Below are 18,425 nucleotides of genomic sequence, written 5' to 3' on the forward strand. Positions count from 1 at the left end.
TTGAAACAGCGCGCTTCATCAAGTTCATCATCACGGAGATCTTTCCGGGGGGCCGGCTGCCGTCGACCGGGATGATGGTCGAGCATGGCGAGAAGGCCGGTTTCATTGTCCCCGAACCTCTGTCACTGCGCCCGCATTACATCAAGACGCTGCACATCTGGGGTGACACGCTGGAGTCCAATAGGGAAAAGGCCATCGAGGTCACCTCCGAAGAGATCTACAACCGCTACATCAAGTATCTGCGCGGCTGCGAGCATTACTTCACCGATGAGATGCTCGACTGCAGCCTGGTGACCTACCTCAAACCGGGCGCCGCCGCCTAGCGACCGCCGAGCAATTGCGCGCGGAGAGAAATTACTCCCCTGCGAAATTCCGGGTGATGGACGGGTCAACTGGAATACCGGGGCCCATCGTCGTCGACACGGTGATCTTCTTCAGGTATCGGCCTTTCGACGCCGACGGCTTCAGCCGCAGCACCTCATCCAGAGCGGCACCGTAATTCTCCGTTAGCGACTTCTCGTCGAACGACGCTTTACCGATAACGAAGTGCAGGTTGGCCTGCTTGTCGACGCGGAAGTTGATCTTGCCGCCTTTGATGTCGGCGACGGCCTTGGCCACGTCGGGCGTCACGGTTCCGGTCTTGGGGTTGGGCATCAGGCCGCGTGGACCCAGCACCCGGGCGATCCGGCCGACCTTGGCCATCTGATCCGGTGTCGCGATCGCGGCGTCGAAATCCAGGAAGCCGCCCTGGATCTTCTCGATCAGGTCGTCACTGCCGACAACATCGGCGCCTGCGGCAACGGCAGCATCAGCCTTCTCCCCCACCGCGAACACTGCGACCCGCGCGGTCTTACCCGTGCCGTGTGGCAGGTTGACCGTGCCGCGGACCATCTGGTCCGCCTTGCGCGGGTCGACACCAAGGCGAATCGCCACCTCCACGGTCGCGTCCTGCTTGGTCGAGGATGTCTCTTTGGCGAGCTTGGCCGCCTGCAGCGGGGTGTAGAGGTTGCTGCGGTCCACCTTCGCGGCGGCGGCCCGGTATGCCTTGCTTTCCTTGCTCATTCGATATCCAATCTGGTGTTGGGTCGTGGTACTTAGCGGGCCGAAGCGGGCCCTCCCACGGCTGTGCTATTCGACGGTGATTCCCATTGACCGGGCGGTTCCGGCGATGATCTTGGCCGCAGCGTCGATGTCGTTGGCGTTGAGGTCGGCTTTCTTGGTCTCCGCGATCTCGCGGACCTGATCCCAGCTCACCTTGGCGACCTTGTTCTTGTGCGGCTCCGCCGAGCCCTTGCCCACGCCTGCGGCCTTAAGCAGCAGCTTGGCGGCAGGCGGCGTCTTCAGCGCAAAAGTGAAGCTGCGGTCCTCATACACCGTGATCTCGACTGGGATCACCTGACCGCGCTGGCTCTCCGTGGCAGCGTTGTACGCCTTGCAGAATTCCATGATGTTGACGCCATGCTGGCCGAGCGCGGGGCCAACTGGCGGTGCAGGGTTGGCCTGCCCAGCCACAATCTGCAGTTTGATCAGCCCGGCGACTTTCTTTTTCTTCGGGGCCATGGCGAGTCGATTGTCCTTTCTGGTTTAAGTCTGATGTAAGGCCTGATTTGGGTTGCTAGATCTTGGAGACCTGGCTAAAAGTCAGTTCCACCGGGGTTTCCCGGCCGAAGATGGAGACCAGCACCTTGAGCTTCTGCTGTTCGGCATTGACCTCGCTGATGGTGGCCGGCAACGTGGCGAACGGCCCATCCATGACGGTCACCGATTCGCCCACCTCGTAGTCGACCTCGACAACGGGACGTTCCAGGCCGCCCGCTTCCGCGGCGGAGGCCGTGCTGGCCGCGCCCTTGGCGGCCTTCTTCGCCGCTCCCCGTGGCAGCAAAAACTTGACCACATCATCGAGCGACAGCGCCGACGGGCGGGAGGTTGCGCCCACGAAGCCGGTAACGCCGGGCGTGTTGCGCACCGCGGCCCAGGAGTCATCGGTCAGGTCCATCCGCACCAGAATGTAGCCGGGCAGCACCTTGCGGTTGACCAGCTTGCGCTGACCGTTCTTGATCTCGGTGACCTCTTCGGTGGGGACCTCCACCTGGAAGATGTAGTCGCCGACGTCGAGGTTCTGCACGCGGGTCTCAAGGTTGGCTTTGACCTTGTTCTCGTACCCGGCGTAGGAGTGGATGACATACCAGTCGCCGGGTTTGCTGCGCAGCTCGGCCTTGAGCGCGGCGGCCGGGTCGGCCTCGTCAGCAGGGGCTTCTTCTTGTTGGAGTCCTTGTTGGGGTCCTTGTTGGAGTCCCGGCTGGGGTGTCGCGGCCTCCTGGAGGTCCACCGCCTCACCCGCGGACGTGTCACCGTCGAAGGTAGTCACGGGTTTTCAGTCCTCTCTGTCACTCTCAAGCCTTAGCCGAATACCAGCATCACGAGCTTGCTTAGGCCCAAATCAGCACCGCCGACCAGCGCCACCATGAAAGCCAGGAATACCAGCACCACCGCGGTGTAGGTGAGCATTTGCTTGCGGTTAGGCCAGATGACCTTCCGCATCTCGGCAACAACCTGCTTCAAGTAGTTGTAGACGAACACAAACGGGTTGGCCGCGCGTACCGCCGATTTGTTGGCCTTTTTGGCTTTCTTGACCTTTTCCGCCTTGGCTTTGGCAGATTTCGGCCCACCCTTTTTGGCCGCGTCTTTCTTCGTGGCGGCCGCGTCCTCGGTCGAGTGCTCGATGTCCTCGGCGTCTTCGTCAGGCTCCACCGCGCGCTGTCGGGACCGTTTGCCGCTGGGTCGTTGCGGCCGCGCCACCGACTTTGTCACCAAAGCTGTCCGGCCACTGCTGGCGCGGGTGTCCTCGGTTGCGTCGCCGTCGCTTGCGGCGTCGTTGGCAGCGTCGCCCTCGTCGCTCACCGCGTGCTCCTTTGTTCGCTAACTATCCCGCCAGTCGTGCCACTCTGACTGCGGCCGCCCAGTGTCCAGCATGGCACGATACCTCTGGTCCGTCTCCTCTCAGGCCGTCACGGGCCTGCATCGTCGCCGACCGTTGGCCTAGCGCAGGGGCGACAGGACTTGAACCTGCAACCTGCGGTTTTGGAGACCGCTGCTCTGCCAGTTGAGCTACGCCCCTTCGCGGTTGGCAGGCCAACCTACTCGTGCTGGGGCTTACATGACATGCGCGCCTTCCGCTCGATCTACCCACGGAAAGCGCGCTGATGTTGGGAAAACCCCGAGGAACGAGTGTACTAGAGTCTACCTGGGCATTGGCGCCAGATACTAATTACGTCGTTCGGACGACCTGCCCGGATTCTTTGTCCCATTTGAGCTTGGCCGAGCCATCCCCCTGCTGACCCATCAGCGTGGTGTAGGCCTCCAGGACCAGTTCGCCATCCTCGTTGTGGCAGACGTTCTTGGTGACGACGATGTCGGCGCCGAAACGCTCTTCCACCGAGTGGACGTCCATCCGCGCCCACAACTTGTCCCCGGCGAGCACGGGTTTGTAGAACACAAACCTTTGGTCGACCTGGACAATCTGCATAGTCTCCAAGCCAATGTCGACATTCCGGAAAAAATCCAGCTGCACCAGCTTGGCCAGGATGCTCACGAAAGTCATCGGCGCGACGATCGCGTCGTAACCAAGTTCGGCAGCCGCGTCCTCGTCGAAGTAGGCCGGATGGTCGCACTTGATGGCTTGGGCAAACTGCCGAAGTTGCTCGCGGCCCACAACGAAGTAGTCAGGGTACCGCCAGACCATTCCCCGGATATCGGTCTTCAACGCCATGGGTTAAGCCAATTTCGCCGACGCAACGGCTCGGCCAAAGATCTTCTTGCCGCCAGTGGTGGCAGTGAGCGCGATAGTTACCGACTTGCTGTCCGGATCCACCGCCTTCACCCGGCCGTTGAACACGATTTCGGCGCCCTTGCCGTCGTTGGGCACCGGTACCACCGCGGTGAACCGCACGTTGTACTCGGTCACCGCGCCCGGATCCCCAACCCACGACGTGACGTACCCGCCGCCCAAACCCATTGTCAGCATGCCGTGCGCGATCGCGGTGTCCAGCCCGACGAGCTTGGCGATCTCGTCGTCCCAGTGGATGGGGTTCAAGTCGCCCGACACACCCGCGTAGTTCACCAGATCCTGGCGGGTCAGCGGGTAGATCCGCTCCGGCAGCTGATCTCCGACCTTGACCGAACTGAACTCACGCAGTGGCATCAGAAAATCCCTCTTCCCCATCCTCGCCGGCACGGCCCGCCAGGGTCGTGTAGGTCTCCTGCACAACGTCACCTGCTTGGTTGGTGATGATGTTTTTGGTCACGATGATCTCGGTTCCGTGCGCCCGACGCGCTGAGTCCACGTACACGTCGCAGTAGAGCTTGTCCCCGGCAACGATTGGCTTCGAGAACTTCAGCACCTGGTCGACTTGGACGATCTGTGCGTCCTGCACCGAGATATTCGCGTGCTGGAAAAACGCCGATTGCGCCTTATAGCCGAACACGCAGATAAACGTCAGCGGGGCCAACAGCCCGTCGTAGCCGAGTTCCAAAGCGGCCTTCTCGTCGAAAAAGAAGGCGTCGTCGTTTTGCACGGCTTGCGCATGCTCGCGGATTTTTTCGCGCTCTACCTCGTAGTAGTCGGGGTATCGGTAATGCATCCCGACAATGTTTGTTGTCAGTGGCACGGCTATCGAATCTACCGAATCGGTCTGCTTACAGTCGGTGGTCACCGCGTCTCGCGGTGCGCCTGGTGCTTGCCGCAGTTGGGGCAGAACTTCTTGAGCTCCATGCGGTCCGGGTCGTTGCGGCGATTCTTCTTGGTGATGTAGTTACGGTGCTTGCACACCTCGCAGGCCAAAGTGATCTTCGGCCGCACGTCGGTACTGGAAGCCATGAGGGTTCTCTCTCAAATCTGTCGTCAAACGTCTCGGTCTTGTGTTGTAGCGATGGCCGGACTCGAACCGGCGACCTAACGATTATGAGTCGTTCGCTCTAACCGACTGAGCTACATCGCCTCTGGCCACCCCGCCTAGGCTCCGGGGCTGCCCGCCTGCTCGGCGTCCGCCGAGCCCCCTAACGGAATCGAACCGTTGACCTTTTCCTTACCATGGAAACGCTCTACCGACTGAGCTAAGGGGGCCGTTCACCCGTAGGGACCAGTCGTGCCGCGGGGCAAAAAGAGGGTACAACCTGGCGCGCGGCGTCACCAAACCACGTGCACCAGGTGACGAGCCACCTGCGGACTTTGCTGTGTGGGTGAGACGTTCTCAATCAGCCGCTACGGCGGCCCCGATTCGGATCCAGCACGCTGAGATCGCTGAACTCGTCGTACTCTTCTTCGTCGGCCTCCTCGCCGCCTTCCGCGAGAAGGGTGCGCAGGGCGAGATGGACCGCCTCCCGAGCGTCAGCCAGACCGTACCGACGGATCGTTTCTTGGACCAGATCGTCGTCGATCTCGATCTCGACCTTCTTCAGCATGGACCAACAATACCCAGTGGCCTCAGCACAGGAACCACACGAGCGGCGTATTTTCTCCCTGAGCCTTCAGCTCACCCCCCGGCCAGATTGGCCCTCGCTAAAGCCAGACCTAGTCTGGTGACGTGTCAGATTCGCACCGGCTGTACTTCCGTCAACTGCTCTCCGGTCGCGACTTCGCCGCCGGCGACATGATCGCTGCGCAAATGCGCAACTTCGCCTACCTGATCGGCGACCGCCAGACCGGGGACTGCATGGTGGTCGACCCCGCATACGCCGCCGGCGACCTCGTCGACACCTTGGAAGCCGACGGTATGCACCTGGCAGGGGTGCTGGTGACCCATCACCACCCCGACCACGTCGGTGGCTCGATGATGGGCTTTGAGCTCAAAGGGCTCACCGAGCTGCTGGAGCGCGCGACCGTGCCGGTGCACGTGAATACCCACGAAGCGATGTGGGTTTCCCGGATCACCGGGATTCCGCTGAGCGACCTGACTACTCACGAGCACCGTGACAAGGTTGGCATCGGCGACATCGAGGTGGAGTTGTTGCACACTCCCGGGCACACCCCGGGCAGTCAGTGTTTTCTGCTCGACGGCCGGTTGGTGGCTGGTGACACGCTGTTCCTGGAAGGCTGTGGGCGCACCGACTTTCCCGGCGGCGACTCCGATGAGATGTACCGCAGCCTGCAGCAGCTCGCCGCACTTCCCGGGGATCCGACGGTTTTTCCCGGGCACTGGTATGCGGCGGATCCCAGTGCGTCGCTGTCGGAGGTCAAGCGGTCAAACTATGTCTATCGCGCCGCCGATCTCGCTCAGTGGCGGATGCTGATGGGCGGCTGATCGACGCACGGCGCCTGGACAATGGCGACCAACGTGCTTAAGGCGTGATAAGCGGTTGGGTCTGGACGCGCAGGTGCGGCGCCATGTTGATCTGATTCAATCGACGTCCGTATGAAGGAGTAAACCCATGAGCGGTCCGGTCACCTACACCCACGACGAGTCCATCGCGGTCATCCGGATGGACGACGGCAAAGTCAACGCGCTGGGCCCCACCATGCAGCAGGCTCTTAACGGAGCGATTGACAACGCCGACCGCGACAACGTCGGAGCTCTGGTTATCGCCGGAAACCACCGCGTGTTCAGCGGTGGTTTTGACCTGAAGATTCTGACTTCCGGTGAGGTGCAACCCGCGATCGATATGCTGCGCGGCGGTTTCGAGCTGGCGCATCGGTTGTTGTCCTACCCCAAGCCGGTGGTGATGGCCTGTACTGGCCACGCCATCGCGATGGGCGCGTTTCTCTTGTCCTCCGGCGACCACCGGATCGCTGCTCACGCCTACAACATTCAGGCCAATGAAGTCGCGATCGGCATGACCATCCCCTACGCGGCGCTGGAAATCCTGAAGCTGCGGCTGACCCGGTCGGCCTACCAGCAAGCCACCGGCCTGGCCAAGACCTTTTTTGGGGAGACTGCGCTTGCCGCCGGCTTTGTCGACGAGATCGCGCTGCCCGAGGTAGTGCTCAGTCGCGCAGAGGAGGCTGCCCGAGAATTCGCCGGTCTTAACCAGCAGGCCCACGCCGCGACGAAGTTGCGGGCGCGCGCCGACGCGCTCAAAGCCATCCGAGCTGGCATCGACGGGATCGAAGCCGAATTCGGGGTCTAAGGGGCTAAGCGTTTTCAAATAACCCTGCCGGGTACGCGTCCGGCATGGTGGCGCTGGACGCATCACTGCACCCTGGGGCACTCGTACTCCCTACCGTGCCGGCCAGGCTTGGCCGCACCGTGTCGACCAATATCTGGCCGGTGCGGTCAACCCGGACTCGGTGGATCGGTGGGTGCCGTCGGCGGCGGTGTTGCACTCCAACGGGGACGGTCTGGATATCGCCGTCAAGGACGGTCGCATCGTCGGCGTCCGCGGCCGCTCCGTCGACCGGGTGAACCATGGGCACCCGCGCGCTGACCGGCTTTCTGCAGACCCGGATGAGCGGCATACTGCGGCACCGTGCGGCCCCACGCCGTTGCTGCTGGCCGACCTGAGGCGGATCCACCGGATCGCCGCTGGGGCATCGGCGAAGGATCTAGAGCTGCTGGAGCTGACATCGCGCTGCCATCCGCAGACCCTGCGCCAGATGCGGTGGGCCAATGCCATGCTCAAGGAACTGCCGCCACAGGCGCTGACCAGCTAAGTGGAGCCATCAGACCTCCGCCGAAACCCATTGATAGGGAAGAAATTTCCCGTCAAACGTCACCACCACCCGGTCCCCTGACGAGTGCTTTCTTCGCTGCAGGTCGACGCTGAAGTTGATCGCGCTCATGATGCCGTCGCCGAACTGCTCATGGATGAGTTCTTTGATGGCGCCGCCGTAGACCTGCAGCGCTTCGTAGAAGCGATAGATGGTGGGGTCGGTGGGCACCGCGGTGGGCAGGCCACCGCGCATCGGCGGGGCGGCCAGCACCGGCACCACGGACTTGTCGAGGCCCAGCATCTCCACCAAGAGGTTGCCGAGTTCGGCGGGAATGGGGTGCTGACCGAGTAGGGCCGACGTCGTCCATACCACCGGCCTGCCGATGGCGTCGGCCAGCTGCTGCCAGGTGAGCCCCTTCGCCAGGCGGGCCAGCACGATCTGTTCGGTGATCTGGTTTCGGTTCATGACCTCAGCATGCACCGCGGTACGCACTTGGTGAGACCGCAGATCGCGTCCCAGGGCTGCATTGTGTCCCGGCCGTTTCGTGGTCCTCCCGCGCCAGCGTGCCACCGGCCGCTATGGTGGCCCGCGATGGCACTTCATCTCCACCGTGCCGAGCGCACCGACCTCCTCGCCGACGGACTCGGCGCCCTGCTGGCCGAGCCGCTGCCCGACCCGTTCGCATCGGAGCTGGTGCTGGTCGCCGCGCGCGGCATGGAACGCTGGTTGAGCCAGCACCTGTCCCAGCTGCTGGGCAGCCGCGGCGCCCACGGCGACGGCGTGTGCGCCGGCGTCGCATTCCGCAGCCCGCAATCGTTGATCGCCGAGATCACCGGGACCCCCGACACCGACCCGTGGTCACCGGAGGCCTTGACGTGGCCGCTGCTCGAGGTGATCGACGCCGTCGGCGACGAACCGTGGTGCCGCTCACTGGCAACGCATTTGGGCCACTTCGACACCGACGGCGTCGAGGCCGAGTTGCGCCGCGGTCGCCGCTATTCGGTGGCGCGCCGCCTGGCCGGGCTATTCGCCTGCTACGCCCGGCAGCGTCCCGCCCTGCTGTCCGGCTGGCTGGAAGGGCACCGCGACGACGTGGACGCTGACCTGGCGTGGCAACCCGAATTGTGGCGGGCATTGGTAGCCGCGGTCCCGGCCGATCCGCCGCACCTCCGGCACGCACAGACCGTGGCCCGGCTGACCGCGGGCCCGGCCGACCTGCCGGCGCGGCTGTCGCTTTTCGGGCACACCCGGCTGGCGTGCACCGACGTGCAACTGCTGGGCGCGCTGGCCACTCATCACGATCTGCACCTGTGGCTACCGCACCCCAGCGACGATTTGTGGCAAGCGCTCGGCGGTATCCACGACGCGGTGCCGCGACGTCAGGACACCAGCGGGCACGCTGCCCGGCATCCGCTGCTGCAAACCCTCGGGCGCGACCTGCGGGAGCTGCAACGGGCGCTGCCGGCCGCTCCGGCGATCGACGAATTCCTCGGCAGCGCAACCAAACCCGACACGTTGCTGGGCTGGCTGCAAGCCGACATCGCCGCCAACGCGACGCGCCCGGACGGGCGGCGGCTGGCCGTCGGCGACCGGTCGGTGCAGGTGCACGCCTGTCACGGGCCGGCCCGGCAGGTTGACGTGCTGCGCGAGGTGCTGCTGGGCCTGCTGGAAGACGACCCGACCCTGGAACCACGCGACGTGGTGGTGATGTGTCCCGATATCGAGACCTACGCGCCGCTAATCGTGGCCGGCTTCGGGCTGGGTGAAGTCGCCGGTACCGGGCATCCGGCGCACCGGCTACGGGTCCGCCTGGCCGACCGCGCGCTCACCCAGACCAATCCGCTGCTCGGCATCGCCGCCGAACTGCTCGGCATTGCGGGCAGTCGGGCCACCGCCAGCCAGGTGCTCAACCTCGCGCAGGCCGCCCCGGTACGCGCCCGCTTCGGTTTCAGCGACGACGATCTCGACGTGATCACCGACTGGGTGCGCCAGTCCAACATCCGGTGGGGATTCGACCGGGATCATCGCCGGCCGTACGGGCTGGAGCGTTTCCTGCACAACACCTGGCGGTTCGGCATCGACCGCATCCTGACCGGCGTGGCCATGTCGGACGACTCGCGGGCGTGGCTGGACACCGCGCTGCCCCTTGACGACGTCGGCAGCAACCGGGTGGACTTGGCGGGGCGCCTGGCCGAGTTCGTCGCGCGGTTGCATCAGGTGGTCGAACGACTCAGTGGCGCAATGGCGTTGACCGACTGGCTGGATGCGTTGACGGACGGGGTCGGCCTGCTCACCCGCAGCGACGAGGAGTGGCAGCAGGCGCAGCTGCAACAGGAATTCGCCGACGTGCGTGCGCAAGCCGGCGCCCGCGCGTCCACGCTGCTGCGACTGCCCGACGTGTCGGCGTTGCTGGACGCATCGCTGGCCGGACGTCCCACCCGGGCCAACTTTCGCACCGGCACCCTGACCGTGTGCACCATGGTGCCGATGCGATCGGTGCCGCATCGGGTGGTGTGCCTGGTCGGACTCGACGACGGCATCTTCCCGCGGCACAGCGCGCCCGACGGTGACGACGTGCTGGCGCGGGCGCCGATGACCGGTGAGCGTGACGTCCGCTCCGAGGATCGGCAGTTACTGCTTGACGCGATCGGTTCGGCCACCGAGACATTGGTGATCACCTACACCGGCGCCGACGAGCACACCGGGCAGACGCGTCCGCCGGCCGTGCCGCTGGCCGAGCTGCTCGACGCGCTCGATCGCACCACGGTAGCGCCGGCTCGCCCGCAGATCCTCATCAAGCATCCGTTGCAGCCCTTCGACCGCAAGAACGTCACACCCGGGGCACTGGTGCCCGCCACTCCGTTCACCTTTGACCCTGCTGCGCTCGCGGCCGCCGCAGCGTCCACCGGAACGCGCTGTGCCCCTGCGGCTTTCATTGGCGACAGGCTGCCTGAGCCGCCCGCCGGCGACGTGACGCTGGCCGATCTGCTGGACTTCTTCAAGAACCCGGTCAAAGGATTCTTCCGGGCACTCGACGTCACATTGCCGTGGGACGTCGACACCGTCGAGGACGAGATGCCCGTCGAGATCGACGCCCTGCAGGCGTGGACGGTCGGCGACCGGATACTGCACGACATCCTGCGCGGCATGCATCCGGACGCGGCCGCCAACGCCGAATGGCGTCGCGGAACTCTGCCGCCCGGGCGAATCGGCGTGCGCAGGGCCAAGGAAGTTCTCGACTGCGCCTGCCAGCTGGCCCGGGCCGCACTGCCCCACATGGCGGCCGACGGCGACGCCTACGACATTGACATCGATCTCGGTGCCGGTCGCCGGCTCAGCGGAACCGTCACGCCGGTCTACGGCGAGCATCTGGTGTCGGTGACGTACTCGAAGCTGGCGCCCAAGCAGGTGCTGACCTCATGGATCGGGCTGGTCGCGTTGGCCGCTCAACTTCCGGGCCGCGATTGGGCGGCGCTGTGCATCGGCCGCGGAGCCAGCAAGACCCGCACCGCCAGCAGGGTATTCGCGCCCCCGCCGGACCCGGTAGCCGTGCTGCGCGATCTGGTGTCGCTGTATGACGCGGGCCGGCGCGAGCCGTTGCCGCTGCCACTGAAAACGTCGTACGCGTGGTCGCAGGCCCGCCGGGACGGCGACGAGCCCGCAGCGGCTGCGCGAGAACGGTGGGAGTCCAATAGGTTTCGCGACGGAGACGACCGGGAGCCCGCGCACCTACGGGTCTGGGGCGACAAGCCCGCCTTCGGTGTGCTGCTTGGCGCGCCCCGCCCGGGCGAGGAGGTGGCCGGCGAGGACACCCGCCTGGGTGCGCTGGCGGCCCGGTTGTGGCTGCCGCTGCTCAACGCCGAGCGGACCGGCTGATGGAGCGCTTCGACCTGCTAGGGCGGCTGCCCGAGCACGGCGCCACCATTGTGCTGGAGGCCAGCGCGGGCACCGGCAAGACGTTCGCGCTGGCCGGCCTGGTGACCCGCTACCTCGCCGAGACCGACGTCACCCTCGATGAGATGCTGCTGATCACGTTCAACCGCGCGGCCAGCCGCGAGCTTCGCGAACGGGTCCGCGACCAGATCGTGGCCGCGGTGGCCGCTTTGGACGGCCGGATGCCGCCCGACACCGATCTGGTCAGGCACCTGTTGTGCGACGAGGCCGAGCGCGCCGTACGGCTGGCCCGGCTGCGCGACGCGCTCGCCAACTTCGATGCCGCCACCATCGCCACCACGCACGAGTTCTGCGGCTCGGTGCTGAGATCACTGGGCGTAGCAGGTGACAGCGACTCCGGGTGCACGTTGCAGGAGAGCCTCGACGACCTGGTGGCCCAGATCGTCGACGACTGCTACCTCGCGCGCTTCGCCAACACTGACACCGCGCCGGTGTTGACGTATGCGCAGGCGCTCGACCTGGCCCGCAGCGTCGTCGCCGATCCGTACGCGCAGCGGCGCCCGCTGGATCCCGAGCCGGGCAGCGCGGCCGGCGTCCGGTTGGACTTCGCCGAGCAGGTGCTCGACGAGCTGGAACGGCGTAAGCGCCGGCTACGGATTCTCGGCTACGACGACCTGCTGCTGAGGTTGTCGAAAGCCCTTGCGGCAGTGGACTCGCCGGCACGTGACCGGATGCGGCGCCGGTGGCGAATCGTGTTGGTGGACGAATTCCAGGACACCGATCCGATCCAGTGGCAGGTGCTGGAGCGTGCCTTTCGGGGCGAGTCGACGCTGATTCTGATCGGCGACCCCAAACAGGCCATCTACGGCTTTCGCGGTGGCGACATCTACACCTACCTCAAGGCGGCCCGCGGCGCCGACGCCCGCTACACGCTGGGAGTCAACTGGCGCAGTGACCGGGTGCTCGTCGAGAGCCTGCACGCGGTGCTGCGGGGCGCCGCGCTGGGCCATCCGGAGATCGTGGTGCACGACATCGAGGCCCGCCACGGCGGACATCGGCTGGAGAGGGCGCCGCGCGGCGCGCCGTTTCGGCTGCGCGTCGTCAGGCGGCCGAGCGTCGGCTACGACGGTACCGCCAATGTGCCAATCGGCTTGTTGCGCGAGCATATTCCCGCCGACCTGGCCGGGGACATCGCGGCCCTGCTGTCCAGCGGCGCCAGGTTCGCCGGTCGGCCGGTGGCGGCCGGGGACATCGCGGTTATCGTCGAGCATCACCGCGACGCCCGGGCCTGCCGGGATGCCTTGGCGAGGGCGGGTATCCCGGCGGTCTACACCGGCGACACCGATGTGTTCGCGTCGCGGGCGGCCAAAGACTGGCTGTGCCTGCTGGAGGCTTTCGACGCGCCGCAGCGCAGCGGGCTGGTCCGCGCCGCCGCCTGCACCATGTTCTTCGGCGAGACCGCGGAAACGCTTGCTGCTGCAGGTGATGCGCTGACCGATCGGGTGGCCGCCACGCTGCGTGAGTGGACCGACCAGGCCCGGCTGCGTGGGGTGGCGGCGGTGTTCGAGGCCGCCCAGCTGGCCGGTATGGGCCGCCGGGTGTTGGGCCAGCGCGGCGGCGAGCGACACATGACCGACCTGGCGCATCTCGCTCAGCTGTTGCACGAGACGGCTCATCGGCTGCGCTATGGCCCTCCGGCCCTTCGTGATTGGCTGCGCAGGCAGTGCGACGACGGCACCCGTGCCGCCGAGCAGAACCGGCGACTGGACAGCGACGCCGCGGCGGTGCAGATCATGACGGTGTTTGTGGCCAAGGGTCTGCAGTTTCCGATCGTGTACGTGCCGTTCATGTTCAACCGGAACGTCCGCCGCGACGACATCCTGCTCTATCACGACGACACCGATACCCGCTGCCTCTATCTCGGCGGTGACAACAGGTCGGTTGAGGAGCTGAACCGTGCCGAGGCGGCCCGCGACAACATCCGGCTCACCTATGTCGCGCTCACCCGGGCCCAGTCTCAGGTGGTGGCCTGGTGGGCGCCAACCGTCGACGAGGTTAACGGCGGGCTGTCGCGGCTACTGCGCGGTCGTGGCGGCGGTGACCCGGCGGTGCCGGATAGGTGCACACCGCGGATCTGTGACGACGACGCGTGGGCAGTGTTCACCCGGTGGCAGCAAGCCGGCGGACCGTCGGTCGAAGAATCGACGATCGTCTCCCCAGCCGCCATCGAGACCAGCTCGCCGGCTGATGGTTTCGCGGTCCGGCACTTCCACCGCCAGATCGACACCAGCTGGCGGCGCACATCGTATTCGGCTCTGGTGCGCGCCGCGGAAGCGACTACGACGGCGGGCGTGACCAGCGAGCCCGAGGTCGACGTGCGCGACGACGAGGTGGATGCCGTGGTGGTGAGCGAGCCGGGTTCGGGTGCCCAGCTCGGCTCGCCGCTGGCGGCCATGCCGTCCAGTGCGGCATTCGGGTCGCTGGTGCATGCGGTGCTGGAAACGGCCGACCCGCAAGCCGCCGACTTGGCCGGCGAGCTCGAGGGGCAGTTGCGACGGCACGCACCATGGTGGCCCGTCGACACCGATGCCGCCGAGCTCGCGACGGCGCTGGTGTCGATGCACGATTCACCGCTGGGCCCGCTGGCCGGTGGATTGACGTTGCGCGATATCGGGGTGCGGGATCGGTTGCGGGAGCTGGACTTCGAGATACCGCTGGCGGGCGGCGATCTACGGGCCCGCGCGCCGCGGGTGTCTCGGGTGTCACTGTCGGATGTGGGCGAGTTACTGCGGGCACACCTGCCCCGCAGCGATCCGTTCTGGTCCTATGCCGATCGGTTGACGTCGCCCGGTTTAGGCGATCAGTCATTGCGCGGGTATCTGTCCGGGTCGATCGATGCGGTGTTGCGGTTGCCGCGGCAGCGATACCTGGTGGTGGACTACAAGACCAACAACTTGGGCGCCACGGCCGCCGACTACGGTGTCGCCCGCTTGACCGAGGCCATGCTGCACTCCGACTATCCGTTGCAGGCTTTGCTGTATGTGGTGGTGCTGCATAGGTTTTTGCGCTGGCGGCAGCCTGGATACGATCCGCGGCAGCATCTGGGTGGGGTGCTGTATCTGTTCGTGCGGGGAATGTGTGGTGTTCACACGCCCATCCGGGACGGGCATCCGGCCGGGGTGTTCGGTTGGCGCGCGCCGGCCGACTTGGTGGTGGCGCTATCGGATCTGCTGGATGACGGGAGAGGTGCCGCGTGAGCGTCGTCGACGTCGAGACCGCCATTTCCGCCGCGGGCCTGCTGCGCTGCTTCAACGAGGCCGGGGTGCTCGATCTGGCGGACGTCCACGTGGCACAGCGCCTTTGCGCCCTGGGCAAGGAACCAGATGACCGGGTGGCGTTGGGCGTGGCGCTGGCGGTGCGGGCACTGCGCGGTGGGTCGGTGTGCGTGGACATGTCGACGATCACCGGGGCCGCTGACGGCCTACCGTGGCCGGACCCCGAGCAGTGGCTGGCTGCGGTGCGGGCCAGCCCGCTGCTCGCCGATCCGCCGGTGCTGCATCTGTATGACGACCGGCTGCTGTACCTCGACCGGTACTGGCGCGAGGAACAGCAGGTGTGCGACGACGTGGTGGCCATGCTGGTTCCCAGACCGACAGTCGATATGCCGGCCTTTGAGCGACTTTTCCCATCCGGCTACCACGAGCAGCAAGCCGCCGCGGAGATCGCGCTCTCGCAAAGTGTCACGGTAGTGACCGGCGGGCCGGGAACCGGCAAGACCACTACAGTCGCGCGCCTGCTGGCGGCGCTGGCCGAACAGGCCGAACTGGCCCTCCGGTCGCGGCCCCGCATCGCGCTGGCAGCGCCGACCGGCAAGGCGGCGGCGCGGCTGGCCGAGGCGGTGCGACACGAAGTGACCCGTCTCGACGCCGTCGATCGCATCAGACTCGGCGAGTTGCAGGCGGTTACGCTGCATCGTCTGCTCGGTAGCAGGCCCGACACGTCGTCACGGTTTCGGCACCATCGCGGCAATCGGTTGCCGCACGACGTGATCGTGGTCGACGAGACGTCGATGGTGTCGCTAACGCTGATGGCGCGGCTGCTGGAAGCGGTTCGTCCCGGCGCGCGGCTGATTCTGGTGGGCGATGCCGATCAGCTGGCGTCGGTCCAAGCCGGTGCGGTGCTGGCGGATCTGGTGGACGGACTCGCGGCGCGAGACGATGTGCGAGTGGCCGCGCTGAGCACCTCGCACCGGTTCGGCAAATCGATTGGGACCCTGGCTGATGCGATTCGCTGCGGCGATGCGGATCGGGTGCTTGCGCTGCTGCGATCGGGTGACCAGCACATCGATTTCGTCGACGACGAGGACCCGACGCCACGGTTGCGCGCGGTGTTAGTGCGGCACGCGTTGCGGCTGCGCGAGGCGGCGCTGCTGGGAGCCGTAAACGTCGCGTTGGGCACGCTCGACGAGCACCGGATGCTGTGCGCGCATCGGCGCGGGCCTTTCGGTGTCGAGCACTGGAACCGACAGGTGGAGGCCTGGCTGGGCGAAGAGACGGGCCAGCCGCCCTGGTCGCGGTGGTATGCCGGGCGTCCGCTGCTGGTGACGGCCAACGACTACGGGTTGCGGGTGTACAACGGCGACGCCGGTGTGGCCGTGGTCGGCCCGGACGGTCTGCGCGCCGTTCTCGCCGGCGCAACCGGGCCGCTCGACTTCGCCACGGGTCGGTTGTCCGACGTCGAGACCATGCACGCCATGACCATCCACAAGAGCCAGGGCAGCCAGGCCGATGCGGTGACAGTCTTACTGCCGGAAGAGGATTCGCGGTTGCTGACCCGGGAGCTCTTCTACACCGCGGTGACCCGGGCTAAGGCCAAGGTGCGGGTGGTCGGTTCCGAGGCGGCGGTGCGGGCCGCCGTCGAGCGGCGCGCGGTGCGGGCGTCCGGGCTGCGAATGCGATTGCAGCGGCGGTGATTTCGATGACATCGTGCGCCGCGTCGGTTTGCCGGTACGTCCGATGACGACGCGGCGTGGGGATGTCACGTTGGTGGAGTTTGCTCCGTGCACTGAGCCGTGCGGTTGTGTGACAACAACGGCGGGGCGGGCAGACAGGACATTGATGAGGAACGGCCAGGCTCCTGATTAGGCCACGTCCGCCCTACCGGGCGTTGGTGGCGCTTGCCCGCTCGGCGTTGGTGGGCCCAACTCAACTGGAAGACAGCCAACCAGCAATACACGGGGAAAACTATCCTCACCCGGACCGGTTGAACAGAGTCGCTGTGTCGGTAACCCGCGCTAGCATTTCGAACTGTTTCGAGTAGTCGCGAAGAGGTCATCGCGGTGTTTGACGATCTCGACGCCGTGCTGAACCGGGCGCTAAAGCAGCCGGCCTCGGCGCCCACTACCGCCCCGACCAACTCGACAAGCTGGCCGCGAAGATGACCGACTGTCTGAACCCCGATGGCAACTTCACCGGCATCGACCGCGCACGCCGCCGCGGAATAATCCTTGGCAAGCAGGGTTCGGACGGTATGTCCCCGATCACCGGGTACCTCACCCCCGAGACACGTGCCAGCGTCGATGCCGTGCTGGCCAAGCTAGCCGCCCCGGGCATGGGCAACCCGGCTGATCCCAACCCGTGCATCAGCGCCACCCCGTCGCAAACGGCAATTGAGTCCGATACCCGCAGTAGCGGCCAGCGAAATCACGACGCGTTGCATGCCGCAATGCGGGCGCTGCTGTGCTCCGGCGATCTAGGCCAGCACAACGGGTTGCCCGCGTCCATCATCGTGTCCGCTACCCTGGCCGAGCTGCAAAGTGGCGCCGGGACAGCACTCGCCGGCGGCGGCACCCTGCTGCCGATGCAAGATGTGATTCGGTTGGCTGCCCATGCCAATCACTACCTACGCATCTTCGACAAGGGCCGCGAGCTGGCCCTCTATCACGTTAAGCGGCTGGCCTCACCCGAGCAGCGGATTGTCCTGTATGCCAAGGATCGTGGCCGCACGTTTCCCAACTGCGATGTCCCCGGCTATCTGACCGAGGTGCACCACGTCACCGACTTCGCCGAATGCAAGGAAACCAATATCGATGACCTCACCCAAGGCTGCGGTTCCCATCACCAACTGGTCACATCTGGTGGCTGGACCACCCGCAAACTCAAAGACGGCACCACCGAATGGATTCCACCGGCCCACCTCGATCATGGCCAGCTTCGCACCAACACCTACTTTCACCCGGAAAAACACTCCTGCGCGACGACGACCCATGATCATCGCCCAAAGTTGATTGACGCGGGCGACGCGGACACAGTTGGTATGCAAGCTATTTCGCGCTGTCGACTATTTCCTTCCACCACCCCGAGGCTCCCCGAGGCGCGACCACGCTGCAGTCGGCCCAATCTCGGGCTAGATTGAAATGACGCTTCCCCCCTAGGGAATTTTGAGGAGGTCCGCGATTCGGAGCCGGCATGGACACACCTGAGCTAAGCATTTCCAACGTCAACGTCTTCGACAGCGTCGACGGCCGGATCACCGGGCCGATGAACGTCACAGTCCGATCCGGGGTGATCACCGAGGTCACGCCTAAAGAGTCAACGGAATTCTCCGGCCCGAAGATCGACGGGACCGGAAAAACGCTGCTGCCAGGATTGATTGACGCGCATTGGCATGCGATGTTCGCCACCGTCCCGGCGACGGTGGCCCAGCTCGGTGAGCTCGGCTACGTCTATGCGAAGGCGGTCGTCGGCGCCCGTGAGACTTTGTTGCGCGGCTTTACCGCGGTCCGTGATCTCGGCGGGCCGGTGTTCGGAATCAAGCAGGCCATCGACGAGGGCGTGATCGCGGGCCCGCGCATCTACCCGGCGGGCGGCTTCATCTCCCAGACCGG

At 65.8% G+C, this 18,425-nt stretch carries 17 protein-coding genes, 3 tRNA genes and 2 pseudogenes; 9 read left to right on the forward strand and 13 right to left on the reverse strand.

Going from position 1 to position 18,425, the window contains the following annotated elements:
• A pseudogene (mmaA4, locus tag F0Q45_RS16960) lies at positions 1 to 323 on the forward strand (hydroxymycolate synthase MmaA4); the annotation flags it as partial.
• A 31-nt stretch (positions 324 to 354) separates the two neighbouring features.
• Here the strand turns inward: mmaA4 and rplA are convergent.
• The 12 genes from rplA to F0Q45_RS17020 form a co-directional block, all read right to left on the reverse strand.
• Positions 355 to 1,062 carry a 50S ribosomal protein L1 gene (gene rplA, locus F0Q45_RS16965; RefSeq protein ID WP_149655047.1) on the reverse strand — a complete coding sequence of 236 codons (708 nt, stop codon included), beginning with the start codon at positions 1,060 to 1,062 and terminating at the stop codon, positions 355 to 357.
• Positions 1,063 to 1,128: 66 nt separating this feature from the next.
• Positions 1,129 to 1,560, reverse strand: a complete 432-nt coding sequence (gene rplK / locus F0Q45_RS16970; protein WP_149655048.1) for a 50S ribosomal protein L11 — start codon at positions 1,558 to 1,560, stop codon at positions 1,129 to 1,131.
• 55 nt (positions 1,561 to 1,615) lie between these two features.
• Entirely contained in the window at positions 1,616 to 2,368 is a 753-nt protein-coding gene (nusG, locus tag F0Q45_RS16975; protein WP_149655049.1) for a transcription termination/antitermination protein NusG, read from the reverse strand.
• A 32-nt stretch (positions 2,369 to 2,400) separates the two neighbouring features.
• Positions 2,401 to 2,901, reverse strand: a complete 501-nt coding sequence (gene secE / locus F0Q45_RS16980) for a preprotein translocase subunit SecE (protein WP_149655050.1) — start codon at positions 2,899 to 2,901, stop codon at positions 2,401 to 2,403.
• Between the two features lie 144 nt (positions 2,902 to 3,045).
• Positions 3,046 to 3,118, reverse strand: a tRNA-Trp gene (locus F0Q45_RS16985).
• Positions 3,119 to 3,268: 150 nt separating this feature from the next.
• Positions 3,269 to 3,769 carry a (3R)-hydroxyacyl-ACP dehydratase subunit HadC gene (hadC, locus tag F0Q45_RS16990; RefSeq protein ID WP_149655051.1) on the reverse strand — a complete coding sequence of 167 codons (501 nt, stop codon included), beginning with the start codon at positions 3,767 to 3,769 and terminating at the stop codon, positions 3,269 to 3,271.
• A gap of 3 nt (positions 3,770 to 3,772) precedes the next feature.
• Complete coding sequence (hadB, locus tag F0Q45_RS16995) at positions 3,773 to 4,201, reverse strand: (3R)-hydroxyacyl-ACP dehydratase subunit HadB (protein ID WP_149655052.1); 429 nt, start codon at positions 4,199 to 4,201, stop codon at positions 3,773 to 3,775.
• Positions 4,188 to 4,640, reverse strand: a complete 453-nt coding sequence (gene hadA / locus F0Q45_RS17000; protein ID WP_373425011.1) for a (3R)-hydroxyacyl-ACP dehydratase subunit HadA — start codon at positions 4,638 to 4,640, stop codon at positions 4,188 to 4,190. Before hadA ends, hadB begins: the two co-directional genes overlap by 14 nt.
• A 68-nt stretch (positions 4,641 to 4,708) precedes the next feature.
• Positions 4,709 to 4,876 carry a 50S ribosomal protein L33 gene (gene rpmG / locus F0Q45_RS17005; protein WP_007167776.1) on the reverse strand — a complete coding sequence of 56 codons (168 nt, stop codon included), beginning with the start codon at positions 4,874 to 4,876 and terminating at the stop codon, positions 4,709 to 4,711.
• Between the two features lie 47 nt (positions 4,877 to 4,923).
• Positions 4,924 to 4,997: transfer RNA gene (locus F0Q45_RS17010), tRNA-Met, on the reverse strand.
• 52 nt (positions 4,998 to 5,049) lie between these two features.
• Positions 5,050 to 5,122, reverse strand: a tRNA-Thr gene (locus F0Q45_RS17015).
• Positions 5,123 to 5,253: 131 nt separating this feature from the next.
• The gene (locus tag F0Q45_RS17020) at positions 5,254 to 5,460 is read right to left on the reverse strand and encodes a type II toxin-antitoxin system VapB family antitoxin (RefSeq protein ID WP_149655054.1); all 207 of its coding nucleotides are present in this window, start codon (positions 5,458 to 5,460) and stop codon (positions 5,254 to 5,256) included.
• Positions 5,461 to 5,582: 122 nt separating this feature from the next.
• On the opposite strand from F0Q45_RS17020, the gene F0Q45_RS17025 reads away from it, so the two are divergent.
• From F0Q45_RS17025 to F0Q45_RS30280, 3 genes are all read left to right on the forward strand, one after another.
• Positions 5,583 to 6,299: an MBL fold metallo-hydrolase gene (locus F0Q45_RS17025; RefSeq protein ID WP_262491045.1), complete on the forward strand. Its 717-nt coding sequence runs from the start codon at positions 5,583 to 5,585 to the stop codon at positions 6,297 to 6,299.
• A gap of 127 nt (positions 6,300 to 6,426) precedes the next feature.
• On the forward strand, positions 6,427 to 7,122 hold the full coding sequence (locus F0Q45_RS17030; RefSeq protein ID WP_149655055.1) for a crotonase/enoyl-CoA hydratase family protein: 696 nt from the start codon (positions 6,427 to 6,429) through the stop codon (positions 7,120 to 7,122).
• A gap of 160 nt (positions 7,123 to 7,282) precedes the next feature.
• Positions 7,283 to 7,645: a hypothetical protein gene (locus F0Q45_RS30280; RefSeq protein WP_373425010.1), complete on the forward strand. Its 363-nt coding sequence runs from the start codon at positions 7,283 to 7,285 to the stop codon at positions 7,643 to 7,645.
• 9 nt (positions 7,646 to 7,654) lie between these two features.
• Here F0Q45_RS30280 and cynS read toward each other — a convergent pair whose 3' ends face one another.
• Positions 7,655 to 8,110 (reverse strand): cyanase, encoded by a 456-nt coding sequence (gene cynS / locus F0Q45_RS17045; protein WP_149655056.1) that lies wholly within the window; start codon positions 8,108 to 8,110, stop codon positions 7,655 to 7,657.
• Positions 8,111 to 8,236: 126 nt separating this feature from the next.
• Here cynS and recC point away from each other — a divergent pair, with 126 nt between their 5' ends.
• From recC to F0Q45_RS17070, 5 genes and pseudogenes are all read left to right on the forward strand, one after another.
• Positions 8,237 to 11,521 carry an exodeoxyribonuclease V subunit gamma gene (gene recC, locus F0Q45_RS17050; RefSeq protein WP_149655057.1) on the forward strand — a complete coding sequence of 1,095 codons (3,285 nt, stop codon included), beginning with the start codon at positions 8,237 to 8,239 and terminating at the stop codon, positions 11,519 to 11,521.
• Entirely contained in the window at positions 11,521 to 14,796 is a 3,276-nt protein-coding gene (gene recB / locus F0Q45_RS17055) for an exodeoxyribonuclease V subunit beta (protein ID WP_149655058.1), read from the forward strand. Before recC ends, recB begins: the two co-directional genes overlap by 1 nt.
• Positions 14,793 to 16,511: an exodeoxyribonuclease V subunit alpha gene (gene recD, locus F0Q45_RS17060; protein ID WP_149655059.1), complete on the forward strand. Its 1,719-nt coding sequence runs from the start codon at positions 14,793 to 14,795 to the stop codon at positions 16,509 to 16,511. Before recB ends, recD begins: the two co-directional genes overlap by 4 nt.
• Before the next feature lie 377 nt (positions 16,512 to 16,888).
• A pseudogene (locus F0Q45_RS17065) lies at positions 16,889 to 17,782 on the forward strand (DUF222 domain-containing protein); the annotation flags it as partial.
• 224 nt (positions 17,783 to 18,006) lie between these two features.
• Positions 18,007 to 18,425 (forward strand): amidohydrolase family protein (locus tag F0Q45_RS17070; protein WP_149655060.1); only part of this gene is annotated, 419 nt, incomplete at its 3' end.

Source organism: Mycobacterium simiae, assembly GCF_008370645.1.
In the GTDB taxonomy this organism is placed as follows: Bacteria; Actinomycetota; Actinomycetes; order Mycobacteriales; family Mycobacteriaceae; genus Mycobacterium; species Mycobacterium simiae_A.